At 65.0% G+C, this 15,964-nt stretch carries 17 protein-coding genes; 11 read left to right on the forward strand and 6 right to left on the reverse strand.

Annotated features, from left to right (window positions below; all coding sequences use genetic code 11):
• Positions 1–9 precede the first annotated feature (9 nt).
• Together GFY24_RS09520 and GFY24_RS09525 are read left to right on the forward strand one after the other, a co-directional pair.
• Positions 10–1,227, forward strand: coding sequence for an FAD-dependent monooxygenase (locus GFY24_RS09520; protein WP_153804597.1), 1,218 nt, complete (start codon positions 10–12; stop codon positions 1,225–1,227).
• A 98-nt stretch (positions 1,228–1,325) separates the two neighbouring features.
• Positions 1,326–1,751, forward strand: coding sequence for a hypothetical protein (locus GFY24_RS09525; protein ID WP_153804598.1), 426 nt, complete (start codon positions 1,326–1,328; stop codon positions 1,749–1,751).
• Here the strand turns inward: GFY24_RS09525 and GFY24_RS09530 are convergent.
• Positions 1,739–2,683 (reverse strand): MerR family transcriptional regulator, encoded by a 945-nt coding sequence (locus GFY24_RS09530; protein ID WP_309230648.1) that lies wholly within the window; start codon positions 2,681–2,683, stop codon positions 1,739–1,741. The two genes, GFY24_RS09525 and GFY24_RS09530, sit on opposite strands and share 13 nt — an antisense overlap.
• A gap of 68 nt (positions 2,684–2,751) precedes the next feature.
• Between GFY24_RS09530 and acpM the strand changes: the two genes are divergently transcribed.
• From acpM to GFY24_RS09560, 6 genes are all read left to right on the forward strand, one after another.
• Positions 2,752–3,057: a meromycolate extension acyl carrier protein AcpM gene (acpM, locus tag GFY24_RS09535; protein WP_309230649.1), complete on the forward strand. Its 306-nt coding sequence runs from the start codon at positions 2,752–2,754 to the stop codon at positions 3,055–3,057.
• A 420-nt stretch (positions 3,058–3,477) separates the two neighbouring features.
• Positions 3,478–4,614 (forward strand): ABC transporter substrate-binding protein, encoded by a 1,137-nt coding sequence (locus tag GFY24_RS09540; protein ID WP_309230650.1) that lies wholly within the window; start codon positions 3,478–3,480, stop codon positions 4,612–4,614.
• Positions 4,611–5,486: an ABC transporter permease subunit gene (locus GFY24_RS09545; protein ID WP_153804599.1), complete on the forward strand. Its 876-nt coding sequence runs from the start codon at positions 4,611–4,613 to the stop codon at positions 5,484–5,486. The genes GFY24_RS09540 and GFY24_RS09545 overlap by 4 nt, the downstream gene beginning before the upstream one ends.
• Complete coding sequence (locus tag GFY24_RS09550; RefSeq protein ID WP_153804600.1) at positions 5,474–6,355, forward strand: ABC transporter permease; 882 nt, start codon at positions 5,474–5,476, stop codon at positions 6,353–6,355. The genes GFY24_RS09545 and GFY24_RS09550 overlap by 13 nt, the downstream gene beginning before the upstream one ends.
• Positions 6,352–7,422: an ABC transporter ATP-binding protein gene (locus tag GFY24_RS09555; protein WP_153804601.1), complete on the forward strand. Its 1,071-nt coding sequence runs from the start codon at positions 6,352–6,354 to the stop codon at positions 7,420–7,422. Before GFY24_RS09550 ends, GFY24_RS09555 begins: the two co-directional genes overlap by 4 nt.
• Before the next feature lie 13 nt (positions 7,423–7,435).
• On the forward strand, positions 7,436–8,200 hold the full coding sequence (locus tag GFY24_RS09560; RefSeq protein ID WP_309230651.1) for a GntR family transcriptional regulator: 765 nt from the start codon (positions 7,436–7,438) through the stop codon (positions 8,198–8,200).
• On the opposite strand, the gene GFY24_RS41785 is transcribed toward GFY24_RS09560, so the two are convergent.
• From GFY24_RS41785 to GFY24_RS09570, 3 genes are all read right to left on the reverse strand, one after another.
• Positions 8,178–8,747, reverse strand: coding sequence for an HD domain-containing protein (locus tag GFY24_RS41785; RefSeq protein ID WP_228566116.1), 570 nt, complete (start codon positions 8,745–8,747; stop codon positions 8,178–8,180). The two genes, GFY24_RS09560 and GFY24_RS41785, sit on opposite strands and share 23 nt — an antisense overlap.
• Positions 8,744–9,871 carry a TauD/TfdA family dioxygenase gene (locus GFY24_RS09565; RefSeq protein WP_228566117.1) on the reverse strand — a complete coding sequence of 376 codons (1,128 nt, stop codon included), beginning with the start codon at positions 9,869–9,871 and terminating at the stop codon, positions 8,744–8,746. The genes GFY24_RS41785 and GFY24_RS09565 overlap by 4 nt, the downstream gene beginning before the upstream one ends.
• Before the next feature lie 76 nt (positions 9,872–9,947).
• Positions 9,948–11,024, reverse strand: coding sequence for a magnesium and cobalt transport protein CorA (locus GFY24_RS09570; protein ID WP_375336020.1), 1,077 nt, complete (start codon positions 11,022–11,024; stop codon positions 9,948–9,950).
• Between the two features lie 191 nt (positions 11,025–11,215).
• On the opposite strand from GFY24_RS09570, the gene GFY24_RS09575 reads away from it, so the two are divergent.
• Together GFY24_RS09575 and GFY24_RS09580 are read left to right on the forward strand one after the other, a co-directional pair.
• Complete coding sequence (locus GFY24_RS09575) at positions 11,216–11,632, forward strand: YciI family protein (RefSeq protein WP_153804602.1); 417 nt, start codon at positions 11,216–11,218, stop codon at positions 11,630–11,632.
• Between the two features lies 1 nt (position 11,633).
• Positions 11,634–12,857: a sigma-70 family RNA polymerase sigma factor gene (locus GFY24_RS09580; protein WP_309230652.1), complete on the forward strand. Its 1,224-nt coding sequence runs from the start codon at positions 11,634–11,636 to the stop codon at positions 12,855–12,857.
• 439 nt (positions 12,858–13,296) lie between these two features.
• Here GFY24_RS09580 and GFY24_RS41035 read toward each other — a convergent pair whose 3' ends face one another.
• Both GFY24_RS41035 and GFY24_RS41790 read right to left on the reverse strand, forming a co-directional pair.
• Positions 13,297–13,608 (reverse strand): hypothetical protein, encoded by a 312-nt coding sequence (locus tag GFY24_RS41035; RefSeq protein ID WP_194852803.1) that lies wholly within the window; start codon positions 13,606–13,608, stop codon positions 13,297–13,299.
• A 104-nt stretch (positions 13,609–13,712) separates the two neighbouring features.
• The gene (locus GFY24_RS41790; RefSeq protein ID WP_309230653.1) at positions 13,713–14,387 is read right to left on the reverse strand and encodes an AraC family transcriptional regulator; all 675 of its coding nucleotides are present in this window, start codon (positions 14,385–14,387) and stop codon (positions 13,713–13,715) included.
• A 177-nt stretch (positions 14,388–14,564) separates the two neighbouring features.
• On the opposite strand from GFY24_RS41790, the gene GFY24_RS09590 reads away from it, so the two are divergent.
• Positions 14,565–15,563: a zinc-binding dehydrogenase gene (locus tag GFY24_RS09590; protein WP_228566118.1), complete on the forward strand. Its 999-nt coding sequence runs from the start codon at positions 14,565–14,567 to the stop codon at positions 15,561–15,563.
• The last annotated feature ends 401 nt before the right edge of the window (positions 15,564–15,964 follow it).

Here is a 15,964-nt window from a genome sequence, read left to right on the forward strand (position 1 = left end):
GAGAACCCCATGAACAGCACTACCCGCACCGTTCTCATCTCCGGCGGCAGTATTGCCGGACTGACCCTCGCATATTGGTTGCGCCGCTATGGATTCGAGGTCACCGTGGTCGAGCGGGCACCCGCCCCGCGTCCCGGTGGTCAGGCCGTGGACCTGCGTGGCGTTGCCAAGCAGGTGGCCGATCGGATGGGCATCCTGCCGCAGATCGAGCGGGCTCGCGTGCATGAGAAGGGGCTCGCCTATGTCGATGCCGCCGGAAACTGGTCTGCGAGTATGTCCGCCGAACTCTTCGATGGTGAGGGTGCGGTCGCCGAGATCGAGATCCTGCGCGGTGATCTCACCGATATCCTTTATGCGGCAGCGCGATCCGGTGTCGAGTACCTCTTCGACGATACGATCACCGATCTGCGTGAGACCGCCGATGGCGTGGTGGTCGACTTCTCCCGCAACGCATCCCGCGTCTTCGATGTGGTCGTCGGTGCGGACGGTCTGCATTCCACGGTGCGGCGGCTGGCCTTCGGTCCCGAGGCCGACTTCGTACACAACCTCGGCGGGTATCTGTCCTACTTCACCATTCCGGTGCAGGGTCTGGACCTGGACGACTGGTTTCTGATGTACAACGCCCCGGGCGGTCTGCTCGCGGCCATTCGCCCCGAGGGGCCGGCCAGTGCCAAGGCCATGTTCGGTTTCAAGGCAACGGATTTGGTGTACGACCGCCGCGATCAGGCGGGGCAGCAACGGATTCTGTCGGAGAAGTTCGGCGAACTCGGTTGGCACGTGCCGCGATTGCTGGAAGTCATGGATCAGGCTCCGGACTTCTTCTTCGACACCATCAGTCAAACCCGGATGGACGCGTGGTCGCGCGGGCGCGTCGCGCTCATCGGTGATGCGGGTTATTGCGGCTCACCGCTCTCGGGCAACGGCACCGCGATGGCCATGGTCGGCGCGTATGTCCTGGCCGGGGAACTGGCCCGCTCCCGCGGCGATCACCGGGCCGCCTTCGCCCGCTATCAGGAAGAGCTGCGCCCGTATGTCACCGAATGCCAGAAGCTGCCGCCTGGCGGGGTCAACGGCTTCCTCCCGGGCAGCCGCGCGGCAATCCGCATGCGCAACTTCTCGGTTCGCATGATGACCTCCAAGCCCATGCGCGGCCTGATGTCGAAGTCGCTGCAAAAGGCCGACGCCATCGTCCTGCAGGACTACGTCCGGTTCGAGGCTTTGGTCTGATTAGCCAGAAGAGTGCTGACTGTAACGCCGAGCGGTGAGCGCCCGATATTCAGAGCAATGTCTGGGTCGGGTCCAACAGGATGTAGGAGAACTCCACCATGGGTTTCGCTCACAAGCTCGGTCTTATTGCCGTAATCGGTGCCGCGGCGGGGATGGCATCAACCGGCACGGCCACCGCGGACGCGACAACCATCCCTTTCCAGATCAACCCCGCCCCTTTCGGTATCCCCACCGGAAGTTTCGACGCCCCCGCAGGCAGCTGCGCGGCGGTCGTCGGTGATCGGCCCGGCGTAGTGCTGATCACCGGCGGTAAACCCGGCGGCTGGGGCTGCCCCCTCTCCTCCCACATCCAGTGGATCAACCTCTCCACCGGAGCCACCGGAGCCGCCGATCTCTCCGACGGCCTCAACGGCATCCCCTCCGCCGCAACCATCAATACCGGCGCGGGCCAGGTCGCCCTGATCCTCAACACGGTCACCGCCAGCACAGTCACGCCCGGCCTCGCGACCTTCTACGTCCCGTAACAGTCCCGCGCCAACGCGTCATACACCCAGTTATGGGCTCGCCCCACGGTGATTCGAGTTCCGAGGAACCGCTGTGTCAGAGCCCAATACCGGTGAATTCGGTGGTCGGTGTCGGTCGCATCGAGCAGCAATCGCCGGCGGAATCGCGGGGAGTCCTCTTCCCCTCGTGCACCGGCGTGCGCGCTGACGAATCGATCTAGTTCGCTGCCACCGTGTGGCCGCACACCCTCCGCCACGAGTGGCACCACATCCGCCATGACGTCACCCACCTCGTCATAGAGCGCCCGACCGTCACGAATAAGCTCCGGCCGACTCCGCCAGAGTTGCTGTCGCACAAGGGGGGTCATCGCGCGATCGCCGACCAGACCGGCCAGTTCGGCATACGCGACCACCTCGTCCACGGACGGATCGGCGGGTGGCTCCGGAACATTCCACTGCACCCAGCCATCGACCCGGGCCCCTGCTATCGGTGCGAGAATCTGCCGCCAGAACCGCACCAGGCAATCGTGCACCGCCGCACCATCCTGCGCGGCGGCCAGCAATGCGAGCCGCTCACCCCGCTGCGCCGGCGCAGCCGCCCGCACTGCCCGCAGTGACGCCCGCCGCCAAGCCAGCGCCCTGAATTCGATATCGACCCGCGCACTTTCGGCCGCGATCGCCTCCCCGATCGACCGTTCGCCCCGCAGCACATCGGCAATCGATCCGAGCCCGAGCCCGAGCGCCCGCAACCGCCGCACCAGCAGTAACCGTTCCGTAGCGCTGTCACCGTCGAACATCCGATGCCCACCCGCGCTCCGCCGGGACTCCAAAATCCCCTCGTCGCAATAGAACCGAATCGTCCGCACCGCAATCCCGCTGCTACAAGCCAACTCCCCGATACTCACCAGAGCACTTGCCTGTGTGTCATCAGTCACAAGATCTTGAACCTCCACCCTACTGGAGCTCCTAGCGTACTGACGTACAGCGGATATGTGACCGCACAACGAGGAGAGGGCAATTCGTGGCTACCACGCAGGAAGAAATCGTCGCAGGCATCGCGGAGATCGTAGAAGAGGTCACCGGCATCGAAGCATCGGAGGTCGTCATGGCGAAGTCCTTCGTAGACGACCTCGAAATCGACTCCCTGTCCCTGGTCGAGATCGCCGTACAACTCGAGGACAAATACAGCGTCAAAATCCCCGACGAAGACCTCGCAAGCCTGCGAACCGTCGGCGACGCAGTCACCTACGTCCAGAAAATGGAAGCCACCCAACCCCAACTAGCCGCAGAAATGGAAGCCAAATTCAAGGAACCCCAGTCGAACTGAACATTCTCGGAGGCGTTGTAGCACTTCAGAGTCGGTCGGCAGCGAGAGTCGCAGCGTGGCCGCGGGGCGGTCACGCTGGCTCAGCAGGTCAGGAATGTCTTCGAGAAACTCTTGTGCCGCTTCGCGACTCTCGTCGACCTGGCCCAGCCGTAACGATCGTGAGGATGGTCAGCGGTGGGGGCGCGAACCTGTAGCTACTGGGGTTGGGGTGGTGGGTGGGGGGATTTCGCTGCGGGGCATAGCGATTCAAGGGCAAGATGGGGTGAACGGGGGGTGTCTCGGAGATCACATTTTCTGTTCACGTTCTGTATATGTTTACGATATCTTGGCTATACAACTTTCGGGCCGAATGTATGTACAAGTTGCCGGGGATCGTGATCGGTTCCCGGATTTGATCGAACGCTGGACCGGGAGTCGCTCGTGCGCATCGCAACTGCTCGCAATGTTGGAATCTGTCTCGTCGCGGGGGCTTTGGTCCTGAGCATGGGGGCCTGCACCAAGAAGTCGGAGACGGCGGCAAGCAGCGCCGCGACGGCCACCTCGGCCGCGGATCTGGGCGGGATGGACGCGCTGATCGCGGCCGCCAAGCAGGAGGGGACGCTGAATCTCATGGCGCTGCCACGGGATTGGGCGGGCTACGGCGACCTCATGGACAACTTCGCCGCCAAGTACGGGATCAAGGTCAATGATGACAATCCGGGGGCGAGCAGCGCGGATGAGATCAATGCGATCAAGTCGCTGAAGGGGCAGGATCGCGCGCCCGACGCGGTGGATGTGGGTACCTCGTTCGCCATCAGCGGTGCGAAGGAAGGGCTGTACGCGCCCTATAAGGTGACGGGCTGGGCCGATATCCCGGATTCCCAGAAGGCTTCGGACGGAACGTGGTTCGCCGATTACGGCGGGTATATGTCCATCGGCTGCGATGCCGCGAAGGTGCAGGTCTGCCCGACCACCATCGCCGATCTGCTGAAGCCGCAGTACAAGGGGCAGGTCGCGCTCAGCGGCGATCCGCTCAAGAGCAACTCCGCGCTCATGGCGGTCTGGACCGCGTCGCTGGCCAACGGTGGCTCGGCCGACAATATCGCGCCCGGTATCGACTTCTTCGGAAGGCTCAAGGGCGCAGGCAATTTCGTGCCGGTGAAGGCGACCGCCGCCACCGTGCAGTCCGGTGAGACCCCGATCATCATCGACTGGGACTACCTCAATGCCGGTATCGCCCAGACCACCGCGAACTCGGGCGTGAAGTGGACCGTCTCGGTCTCCTCCGACGCCACCATCGGCGGCTACTACGCGCAGGCTGTCAGCAAGACGGCCCCGCATCCGGCCGCCGCTCGCCTGTGGCAGGAGTACCTGTACAGCGATGAGGGCCAGAACGGCCTGCTGAAGGGCTTCGCCCGCCCGGTCCGCCTGCCCGCCATGCAGAAGAGCGGCAAGGTCGATCCGGCGCTGGCGAAGGTGCTGCCCGCGGCCAGCGACAAGGCGGTCTACCCGACCGACGATCAGGCCGCCAAGGCCAAGGACACCATGACCCAGACCTGGGCGAACACTGTCAAATGAGTTCTTCGGTTCGTTCGGCCCGAGCCCTGCAGTGGCTCGGGCTCGTCCCGTTTCTCGCGTATGTGAGCGTGTTCTTCCTGCTGCCGACCGGGGTGATCGCGTACTCCGCGTTCCAGGTCGGTGATAGCGGGAACACGTCGTTCGGCACCGCGAATGTGGCTGCGGCGCTGAAGGGTGCGTACCTCACCGGGTTGAAGAACAGTGTGGTGCTCTCGCTCGTGGTCGCGATTATCGCTGCCGTGCTGGGTATTGTGCTGGCGCAGGCGATTTCGAGCGGTCGTGGACAGTTGTTGCAGCGTGCGGTCTCCACGAGCGCGGCCGTCCTCGCGAATTTCGGTGGCCTGCCACTGGCATTCCTGTTCGTCGCGGCGATCGGCAATGCCGGTGTGCTGACCAAGCTGCTCCAGGATCACTTGAATATCTCGCTGCGCGATGACCTGCACCTGGACCTGTACTCGCAGGCGGGCGTGCAGTTCGTCTACCTGTATTTCCTTGTGCCGCTGATGGTTCTGGTCATCACCCCGGCCTTGGAGGGACTGCGCCCGGAGTGGCGTGAGGCCGCCGAGAGCCTGGGCGCGCACGGCTGGCAGTACTGGCGCTATGTCGCCGGTCCCGCCCTGCTACCGCATTTCCTGGGCAGTGTGGCCCTGCTGTTCTGCACGTCGTTCTCGTCCTTCGCCACGGCGGACGCGCTCACCAATGGCACCCTCGCCATTACGCCGCTGCAGATCGAGAGCGCGGTCTCGGGCAATGTCCTTGTCGGACAGGAGAATCTGGGCGCGGCCATGGCTTTGAACATGATTGTGGTGGTGGTGCCGTTGACCCTGCTCTACCAGTACATGCAGAACAGGACCTCACGATGGCTACAGTGACCGATCCCGGCGTGGTGCTGGGTGGCACTGCGGGGCAATCGAATTCGCCCGGGTCTCGTGCCTTCGCCGCACCGCGGGCGTACTGGCGGTGGATTGTGCTCGGCTTGGCCGGGATCTATTTCATCGGGCCGTTCGCGGTGGCCTTCTGGTTCACCATCCACGACGCACACGGCGTGAGTTTCCGCGCCTACCGGCGAATCCTTTCCACCGCAGGACTTTCCGACGCATTGGGCACCTCCCTGGCGCTCGGGTTGATCGCCGTCGTGGTCACCCTGGTCCTCATGGTGCCGACAATGCTGCTGGTGCACTTGCGTTTACAGTCTGCCCGTCCACTGGTCGAGCTGCTGTCGTTGCTGCCCTTGGTGATTCCGCCGGTCGCCCTGGTGGTAGGCGTGCGCAGCGTGCTCTCCTGGGGCAATAACAGCGACTACGTGGAGATCACCCAGGTCTTCACCGCCTTGCAGAAACAGCCGCTCTCGCTGATCCTGGCTCTGGTCTACGTGGTGATCGCACTCCCATTCACCTTCCGCGCCCTGGATGCCGGAATCCGCGGCTCCCGCATCGATGTCCTGGTCGAGGCCGCGCAGAATCTCGGCGCGGGCTGGCCGACGGTGCTGTGGCGGGTGGTACTGCCCGCCCTGCGCACCTCCCTCCTGAATGCCGCCTTCCTGACCTTCGCACTTGTCATGGGGGAGTACACGATTGCCAAGATCCTCATCTTCCGCACCTTCCCGGTGTGGCTGGCGCAATCGGCCAATACCGATGGTCAACTCCAGGTCGCGCTGTCGATCCTGAGCCTGGTGCTGACCTGGCTCATCCTGCTCCTCGTCGTCTCGATCGCCGGTCGATCCCGAAAGGCTCCCCGATGACCGCCCAGGCCGTCCCCGAAATCAGCAGTACCGCAGTCGGTTTCGTCGACGTGCACCGGCATTACGGTACGGTGCGCGCCCTCGACGGACTCACCCTCGATATCGCCCCCGGCGAGTTCATCGCGCTGCTCGGCCCCTCGGGCTGCGGAAAGACCACGGCCCTGCGCATTCTCGCCGGATTCGATCACCCCACCTCGGGCGAGATCCTGGTCGGCGGCCGTGATGCCTCGTCCATTCCGGCGAACAAGCGCGATATGGGCATGGTCTTCCAGTCCTACAGCCTCTTCCCGACCATGTCGGCGCAGGACAATGTCGCCTTCGGTCTGGGCCTGCGCGGGCGGCCCGCCAAGGGTCGGCGTGAACGCGCACGCGAGCTGCTCGATATGGTCGGGCTCGCAGAGCATGTCGCGAAATACCCGCATCAACTCTCGGGTGGTCAGCAGCAGCGGGTGGCGCTGGCCCGCGCGCTCGCCATCGCTCCCCGGGTGCTGCTACTGGATGAGCCGCTCTCCGCGCTCGATGCCAAGGTGCGCCAGCAATTGCGTGAGGAGATCCGCCGCATTCAGCGTGAATTGGGCGTGACCACCGTCTTCGTGACGCACGATCAGGAGGAGGCGCTCGCCATCGCCGACCGTGTCGCGGTCATGCGCAATGGCCGGATGGAGCAGTGCGCCAGCCCGGACCAGGTGTATCAGCGCCCCGCCACCCCGTTCGTCGCCGAATTCGTCGGCACCATGAACCGCATTCCGGCCACCGCCGTCGATGCCGCGCATGTGCGGGTGGGGGAGCAGGTGCTGCCCTGCGATGGTGAGGCGACCGCCGCGGGCGAGGTCACCGTGCTGGCCCGACCCGAAGCGGTCCTGGTGCACGAATCCCCGGACGGCACAGTGACTGTGACTGCCGGAACCTTCTTCGGCGCGACCACCCGCCTGCGCCTGATTCGAGCCGACGGAATCGAGCTGCTCGCCGATGTGGCCAGTCACCGCGCCGGCGACCTGACACCGGGCACGCGAGTGGACGTATCACTGCTGGACAGACCGGTGCTGCTGGCCGCCGATCCGCGTTGAATACAGTTGCGGTGTGACAAGTGAGAATCCGAAGGTTCCCCGCTATCGGGAGATCGCCGAACAATTGCGTGCGGCGATCGAGAACGGAGAGTTCGCCGACGGTGCTTCACTGCCCTCGGAACACCGGCTGAGCGAGCGCTACGGCGTCTCGCGCGGCACCATCCGGCAGGCGTTCGCGTTCCTGCGCGCCTCGGGCGTGGTCTCCTCGCGCCAAGGCGCACGCCGCCAGGTGCTGCGCGGCCCGCGTTCGCAGCCGATGACCGAACTGGTCAGCTTCGCGCGCTGGGCGCGCAGTATCGGCGAGACGCCGAGCAGCCGCACCGTCGGCACCGCGAGCGTCACCCCGACCGCGGAGGTGCGCGATAAATTGGGTTTGGCGCTGGGGGAGAACGCTTTTCACGTGGAGCGCGTCCGTCTGCTGAGCGGCACCCCGACCATGCTGGAGAACACCTACTATCCGGAGCGCCTGGCCGAGCCCATTCTGGCCATGGACCTCGATGCCGAATCGATCACCGATCACCTGGAGAACTACGGCATAGTCTTCGCCGACGCCGAACACTCCATCGATGCCGTCGCCGCGCCCACCCGCACCGCCGGACTGCTCGGAATCCGTACCGGCACACCGCTATTGCGCACCATCCGGCGCACCACCGACCCGACCGGCGAAGTTCTGGAATGCTCCTTCGACACCTATGTCGGGTCCGCGGTCGCGTTCGTGGTGCGCAATTCGGTGGCGGCCGGGGCGGTGAGCCGGGTCAGATCGCTGCTGGCGACCTGAGCGTGCGATCCATGGCCTCGATCTCGGCGCGGAAGTCCGCCAGGGTCGGCACCGGCGCGTCCGGATCCTTTCCGGCATCATCGAATCTGCGCAGGGCCGTGGCGGATTCGCAGTACGGCTCGGCGGCGAAGGCCGTCACCTCCGCGGCGCTCATATCCCCGCCCTGCACCGACATGGTGTACTTCGAGGCTTCCGAGAGCAGGTCGTAATAGGCGGGGTCGGTGGCGCACAGATACCGCTTGGCCGCCACGTGCAGCCGCACCGGTTCGGTGACGGCGGCATCGAACCATTGTGAAAGCCATTGCGCGGCAACGGCATCATGGCGATTGTCATTGCCCCGCATGAGCTCGCGCCCGCTCATCGCACCGGAGAAGTGCCCGACATCGTGTACGACCGCGGCCACGATCAGTGCGGCCGCTGCTCCGGATTCGCGCGCCACCCGCGCGGTCTGCAACATGTGGGTGGCCATCGAAACCTGTTCGCCGAGGTAGTCTTTCGCGCCCTCGCTCTCGAACAGCTCGGTGAGAACCTCGTAGGCGTGTGTCATCGTTCCTCCAGTCGCCGGAGCGTGCTGTTCAATCCGTCCAGATCCGCGTATGTGCCCTGCAGGTGTCGGCCGCCCGCCGCCGCGAAGGCCGTGCGGGCGTGCAGGGCCCGGGTATTGTCGAAGATGAGGCAGTCGCCGGTATCGAGACGGAAGTTCAACTGCGCCTGCGGTTTATAGAGCAGTTCGGCGAAGCTGCGGTAGGCGGTGTAGAACGCTCGCACTCGCGCCGGATCGGCCGGCGGCACCTCCATGGACCGGTTGTTGAACCGGATCTCCCGAATCCGCTGCTCGGCATCGAGGCCGATCAACGGCACCACCGCGGCCAGCCGGGTGCCATCACCGTGATACCGGTAGGTGACCGGAGTCGAGGTGAGCACATCGAAGGCCGCGCGATCGGTCTCCCGCAGTTCGGCCGCGGCCGCGAACCCGTCCACCATGCCGGAATCCCCGCCCTCGGCCGCATTGTGCAGGCAGAGCAGCAATTGCAGCGTGGGCACCGGCTCGCGATACGGGTTGTCGGTATGCGGGGTGATGGCCAACCCGGTGAAGGCCAGGTTCACCGGATTCGGCTCCACCCGCACATCGAAGATCCGGCCGTAATTGGTCTCGCGCACATACCCGAAGGTCTCGGCGACCTGCGTGACCTGCCCGGCCTGCGCCGGAACGCCTTGCAGCAGTACGAATCCCCACTCCACGACCTGCCGCAATGCGGGCGCAGGGTTCTCCAGATAGCTCTCCCACTTGACGGGTGCCAGCGTCTCGGCGTCTGCGGCATCGCTCCACAACCGCTTGGCCCGTTCACTACGCAGATCGAGATCCGCGACCCGATCGGCCTCGCCCAGCAGCACATGCAAATCGAACGAGGTCTGATGCCCGCCCGGCGTGAACCGCACCCGCAGCCGATCGTCGGCGACCGCCGCCTCCTCGACCCGGATATCGGCAGGTAGATCGAGAATATTGAACAGTCGCTGCCCGCTGAGCACATCCCGGCTGTCCGCATCGGGTGCGGTGTCCCGCAACCAGATCGCGGGAATCTCGACCACCCGACCACCTGCGGTCAGGCGCACATCTCCATCGATCACGGCCGCCTCGACCCCGCGCCCGCTCGAAACTTGGCTATACATGTTTGGAAGTATGGCACAGCCGTCCACATCACGCGGAGAACGGAGAGTGAACTCGGCGACCGGATCGACCGGCGCGCTACAACCACTTATTGCGCCGGAATATCACCAGCAGAGTCGTGCAGAGGATCGCCATCAGGGTCAGCACCGCGGGGTATCCCCACACCTGGTGCAACTCCGGAATGTGATCGAAGTTCATACCGTAGATTCCGGCGATCATGGTCGGCACCGCGGCAATGGCCACCGCGGCGGAGATCTTGCGCATATCGGTGTTCTGCTGCACCGCGGTTCTGGCGACGGCGGCATTGACCAGCGCGCTGAGCGTCTCATCGAAATCGCGAATGCGCTCGGTGACCGCGATATGGTGGTCGGCGACATCGCGCAGATATCGCCGAACCTCCTTGGGCAGTGGGGTATCGGGCCGCCCGAGTAATTGCAGTGGGGTCGCGAGCGGGCTCACCGCGCGGCGCAATTCGACTATCTCGCGCTTGAGCTGATAGATCGATTCGATGGCCACCTGGCTCTTGGGAGAGAAGACCTCCTCCTCGACCAGATCGACCTCGACCTCGAGCTTCTGCGTCACCTCGACATAGGTATCGACCACATAGTCGGCGATTGCGTGCAATACCGCGCCGGGTCCGAGTAGTAGTCGCTCCGAATCGTTTTCGAGCGCCTGCCGGACGCCGGCGAGTCCCGAGTGTTCCCCCTGCCGCACGGCGACCACGAAATCGGGGGCGGTGAACACCACTACCTCACCGGTTTGCACGATCTCGCTGACCGTATGCAATTCGTGCTCGACATAGGCGACGGTCCGCATGACCATCATGAGCGTATCGTCGTACCGCTCCAGCTTGGGCCGATGCGATCCCTCCAGCACATCCTCCACCGCGAGGGCGTGCAATCCGAAAGTCTGTGCGATATCGCCCATTTGGATCTCATCGGGTTCGTGCAATCCCACCCAGACGAACCCCGTCCCGCGCTTACGTACCTCCGCCAGTGCGGCGGAATGCGAGAAATGGCCCCGCAGCCGCTTGCCGTCCACATACACCGCACAATCCACAATCGCGCGCGCGGTGGGAATCCGAATACGCGGCAACGGTTTCGCCGACCGCCTTCCCGCTGCACGGAACGAGGGCAAAGGCGGTATCGAGGGCACGGCCCGATGCTATGCCGATTCGGCCCGGATCTCCCGGTCGGCGTCGAGCCGGGGCGGCCGCCCGCACGCGCGCCGAAACCGCTCGTCCGGCCCCGTCTGTCCGGCCCCGCGCGGTCGTGTCCGAGAATGGAGATCGGCTTCGACGTTCTCCATGAGTCGCACATCGGTGTGGCCCCGGATTAGGAGTGGTCATGAAGTACATGATTCTGAGTTATGCCTCGCAGCGGGACTATGACGGCATGTCGGGTGGGACGGCGGAGACTCCGGGCTGGGCGCCGGAGGATTTTGCCGCCATGTTCGGGTTCATGGAGTCGTTCAACAAGGAGTTGGCGGAATCGGGGGAGTTGGTGGAGACACGGGGCCTGGCCGCGCCGGTGCATACTCGCCGAGTCGGAAATAAGGATGGTCAGGCATTCGTGACCGATGGGCCATTCGCCGAAACCCAGGAAGTGCTCGCGGGGTACTGGATCGTCGAGTGTGAGAGTTTCGACCGCGCAACCGAAATCGCGGGCCGGCTACAGCAGTGCCCCGCGCCCGCACAGGCCGCCGCCAATGCGTACGCCGATATCCGACCGATTGCGGATGGTGCGCAGGAACTCGGGTTCTGAGGTGACCGAGCCGGTCGAGGATCTGCTGCGTCCGCTGACGCCGCAGGTCCTGGCCGCGCTGGTACGCCGGTACGGGCATTTCGACACCGCGGAGGACGCGGTGCAGGAGGCATTACTGGCCGCGGCGACCCAGTGGCCGGACGCGGGCGTCCCTGACAACCCGCCGGCCTGGCTGATCACCGTCGCTTCCCGCAGGCTCACCGATCTGCTCCGCGCCGAACAGGCCCGCCGCCGGCGCGAGGACACCGCGGCGGGGTGGATGCTGCCGCAGGACTGGGTCACCCCGCCCGCCGATCGCGCGCCGACCGACGGCGATGACACCCTGGTGCTGCTGTACCTGTGCTGTCACCCGTCGCTGCCGCCGCAATCCCAGATCGCGTTGACATTGCGTGCGGTGGGCGGGCTCACCACCGCGGAGGTGGCGCGGGCCTTCCTGGTCTCGGAATCGGCTATGGCCCGGCGCATTTCGCGGGCCAAGTCGACCATCAAGCAGAGCGGACTGCCGTTCGCACCGCCCGCGCCCGCCGATCGCACGGATAGTCTGGCGGCGGTGCTGCACGTGCTGTATCTGATCTTCACCGAGGGGTATGCGGCCACCACCGGCCCGAGCCTGCAGCGCGTGGAGCTCTCGGCAGAGGCGATTCGGTTGACCCGCATGGTTTTTCACCTCTTGCCCGGTGATCCGGAGGTCGCGGGTCTGCTCGCGCTGATGTTGCTCACCGATGCCCGCCGCCTCGCCCGGACCGCTCCCGATCAGGGCCTGATTCCCATGGCAGAGCAGGATCGCGCGCTGTGGAATGCCGAAGCGATCGCGGAGGGCGTCGCATTGATCACCGCGGCACTTCCGCGCGGACCGGTGGGCCCGTATCAACTGCAGGCGGCGATCGCGGCATTGCATGACGAGGCGCCCGATAATGAGTCCACCGATTGGCCGCAGATCGTGCTGCTGTACGAGCGGCTGCTGGCACTGGCCGACAATCCGATTGTCGCGCTCAATCATGCTGTGGCGGTGGCAATGTCGCGGGGACCGGAGGCCGGGCTGGAGTTGCTCGGCGCACTCGAGGCCGATGGTCGCCTCGCCGAGGATCACCGGCTGTACGCGGTGCGGGCGCATCTGCTCGATATGACCGGCGATCATGAATCCGCCCGCGCGGCTTTCGAATTCGCTGCCACCCGCACCACCAGCCTGCCCCAGCAACGCTATCTGCGCGGGCGCGCCAAATAGGTGGGTTCCGATGCCCCGGCAGCACACTCGGCCATTCGTGCAGCCCGAGCTGGAGCGCGCGAACGGGTTCGGGCTGCTAATCTCTCCGAGGCCGTGATACACGCCCTCGACGCTCCCGGCCACGGCGACCTGGCCCCCGAGCCATCCCCGAATGGCAATCGGCCGTCGATGCCCTGCGGAACTTCCCCGAATCGGCCCCGATGTCCCCGTCGGTTTCTGGGGCATCATGCAGGGCACCGGCATAGGCATCCCTCTGGTCGCGGCCGAACCCCGAATCACCGCAGCGGTTTTCGGCTGCCTCGGTGCGGATCACCTGTCGGACGCCGCCGAAAGATCCGCCACGAGGTGGAAAGCGCCACCCGCTTCTTCCTCCGCCACCTGACCTGACCAGCCCCGAACGCTCCCGCCCGGGGCCTTGCCGCTCCTGCTCGCCAGTTGCCTACTTGGCTGCCATGGCCGACCACCCGAAATACGTAGTGGTCGCGCCCGGAGCTACGGTCGCGGTCGGCTCACCGGAGCAATCACTGGTCCCGTACACCAGGAAATTGCGCGTACTGCGATTCTCGAACCGAATATCGCGCGCAAACCCACTGGCCCAACAAGAGTCCAGATTGCTCAACTCGAGTGTGCCGTCGACAATCACCACCTCGCGCCCATCCCCACCCCCGGCCGACCCGGAAGGAAAGGCCGAGGCAACCGGAGCGACCACGGACACCGCGGCAACAGCGAGAGCGCCTGCAACAGAACCCATTCCAATTTTCATTCGATCGATGCTACAAGCTCTCGACTCTCCCAAGGCCGCCCGCCACACGGCATGAGCCGATTCTTGTAGGTCTTCGGAGTCCCGGGAACGTTCTAATCTGCTGACGCACAACGACTTCGGTAGTGGCCGGGTGTGGTGCCGATGATGTTGGTGAAGGCGGCTATGAAGCCGCTGGGGTTCGACCAGCCGCAGGCGTGGGCGATGTGGGTGGTGGTGTGGCAGTCGGCGAGCAGGATGAGGGCGTGGTGGATGCGTAGTTGGGTGCGCCATTCATAGAAGGTCATGCCCAGTTCGGTGTGGAATAGGCGGCTCAGGGTGCGGGGGCTGGCACCGATTCGGCGTCCGAGGTCGGCGAGTGGGGTGTTGTCGGCGGGGTGGTCGTAGAGGATTCGGGCAATGGCTTGCAGGCGGTCGTCGCGTGGTTCGGGGAGTTGTAATTGTTGGTCGGGGGTTCGGTGGAGTTCGTCGACGAGGACTCGGCGTAGGCGGACGCGGGCGGCATGGTCGGAGTCGAGGGGGTCGTAATTGCGTGGGCCGGTGAGGGTTAGCAGGATTTCTCGGGCCAGGTCGGAGACCATGAATACGGTCGGGTGGGCCGGTATCAGGCGGGCCAGGCCCGCGGGTAGGAATTCGATTCGCATATCGGTGTTGCTGTGCGCGCGGTGGTAGTGCATGAATCCGGCGGGGGTCCAGGCGACTCGATTGGTGGGAACGATCGAGGTGCCTGCTTCGGTGTGGACCGACAGGACGCCGCTCGCCGCGTACACCAGGTGCCCACGTGGATGGGAGTGTGCCGAGCTCGTTCCGCCGGAAGGCCACAGGTGCACTCCGCCCGACGGCCATAACCGCGATGTCGGAACGGGCGGAGTGGTTTGGCGGCCAACGGGCATAGTTTGGCATTCTATCGGTGGCCCGCCATACCGCCTCGGGACGACAGTGAACACATGAGCGAGAACGTGACGACAATGCGAGCGGCCGTCTGCGTCCGGGCGGGTGGCCCGGAGGTACTGGAGATCCGGGAGTTGCCAGTCCCCGTAGTCCGGGAGGGCTGGAGCCTGGTGAAAGTCGAGGGCGCGGGCCTGAATCGGTCGGAATTGCGGACCCGCCAGGGGCATTCCCCGAATGTGCGCTTCCCGCGTGTGCTCGGGATCGAATGCGTTGGAACCCTTGCCATTTCAACTTACCCCGCATTGCCCGAGGGGACGACCGTCGCGGCGGTAATGGGTGAAATGGGCCGCGAGTTCGACGGCGGTTACGCCGAATACGCCCTGCTGCCGAACGAACTGCTGATGCCGATCAGTACCACCTTGCCCTGGGAAGTCCTGGCCGCCCTGCCTGAAACCTATCTGACCGCCCAAGGAGCCTTGGACGCATTGGGTATCACACCGAACACCAAGGCCCGCTTACTGATTCGAGGAGGATCCGCCTCGGTCGGTATGGCAGCCGCATCGATCGCGTCCGGATACGGCATCGAGACCGCGGCCACGACCCGCCAGCCCACCAAGGCCGCCGCATTGACCGCCGCAGGCATCGACCACGTACTCCCCGACAACGGCGAACCCCTCGCACCGACCCTGCGGGACATCTGGCCCGAAGGCCCGGACTACATACTGGATCTCATCGGCGCCACCACCCTGACGGACTCCCTGCGCCTGGTCCGCCGTGGCGGAACAGTGTGCATGGCAGGCTCCCTCAGCGGCTGGCTGATCCCCGACTTCGAACCAATAGCGATGATCCCCTCCGCCACCAAACTCACCGCATTCCACAGCGACGACTACAAGGGCACCGCAGGCGCACCCATCCTGCAGCGAGTGATCAACCAGATCGAAGCCGGCATCTACCACCCCAACATCGACCGAATCCTCAACCTGAAAGACATCGCCGACGCCCACCAATACATGGAAAACAACCAAGCCACAGGAAAACTCGTCGCAATACCCTAATTTCCGCTCTCGAGCCCGTCCGCCTGCAGCGGATACGGCACCCAGCGTTACCGCCGGGCTATTGGTACAGCGTCAGCACACACGGCGGGGAGGCGGCGACTCACCGCTGAGGCACTACTGACTGGTGGAGGTGATCATCTGCGGACAGGACGGGTTGTATCCGGCGCCTTCGTAGCAGGGTCTGGCGGATTACCTTCAGGCCCAGCGGGGTTCGGAGGATGGCCAAGATTCTTCGGAGTGGGAACCTTGCCTGCCGTACCCGGCTTTCGCTCCCCCTTTTGGGAGCCGCCCTCTCACCTCCCAGCGTGGCCGGATGGCCGTGGGAACCTTCTCGGACAAAGACCCCGAAACACCCGCGCGACACGCAGATACATACCTGGACAGGCGATCACCGGGAACTG

The sequence above is a fragment of the Nocardia sp. SYP-A9097 genome (genome assembly GCF_009649815.1).
Taxonomy (GTDB): Bacteria; Actinomycetota; Actinomycetes; order Mycobacteriales; family Mycobacteriaceae; genus Nocardia.

Excerpts from the sequence above, each read along its gene's own strand:
- GFY24_RS09520 (WP_153804597.1), top strand. The coding sequence starts at position 10 with ATGAACAGCACTACCCGCACCGTTCTCATCTCCGGCGGCAGTATTGCC.
- GFY24_RS09525 (WP_153804598.1), top strand. The coding sequence starts at position 1,326 with ATGGGTTTCGCTCACAAGCTCGGTCTTATTGCCGTAATCGGTGCCGCG.
- GFY24_RS09545 (WP_153804599.1), top strand. The coding sequence starts at position 4,611 with ATGAGTTCTTCGGTTCGTTCGGCCCGAGCCCTGCAGTGGCTCGGGCTC.
- GFY24_RS09550 (WP_153804600.1), top strand. The coding sequence starts at position 5,474 with ATGGCTACAGTGACCGATCCCGGCGTGGTGCTGGGTGGCACTGCGGGG.
- GFY24_RS09555 (WP_153804601.1), top strand. The coding sequence starts at position 6,352 with ATGACCGCCCAGGCCGTCCCCGAAATCAGCAGTACCGCAGTCGGTTTC.
- GFY24_RS41785 (WP_228566116.1), bottom strand. The coding sequence starts at position 8,747 with ATGACACACGCCTACGAGGTTCTCACCGAGCTGTTCGAGAGCGAGGGC.
- GFY24_RS09565 (WP_228566117.1), bottom strand. The coding sequence starts at position 9,871 with ATGTATAGCCAAGTTTCGAGCGGGCGCGGGGTCGAGGCGGCCGTGATC.
- GFY24_RS09575 (WP_153804602.1), top strand. The coding sequence starts at position 11,216 with ATGAAGTACATGATTCTGAGTTATGCCTCGCAGCGGGACTATGACGGC.
- GFY24_RS41035 (WP_194852803.1), bottom strand. The coding sequence starts at position 13,608 with ATGGGTTCTGTTGCAGGCGCTCTCGCTGTTGCCGCGGTGTCCGTGGTC.
- GFY24_RS09590 (WP_228566118.1), top strand. The coding sequence starts at position 14,565 with ATGAGCGAGAACGTGACGACAATGCGAGCGGCCGTCTGCGTCCGGGCG.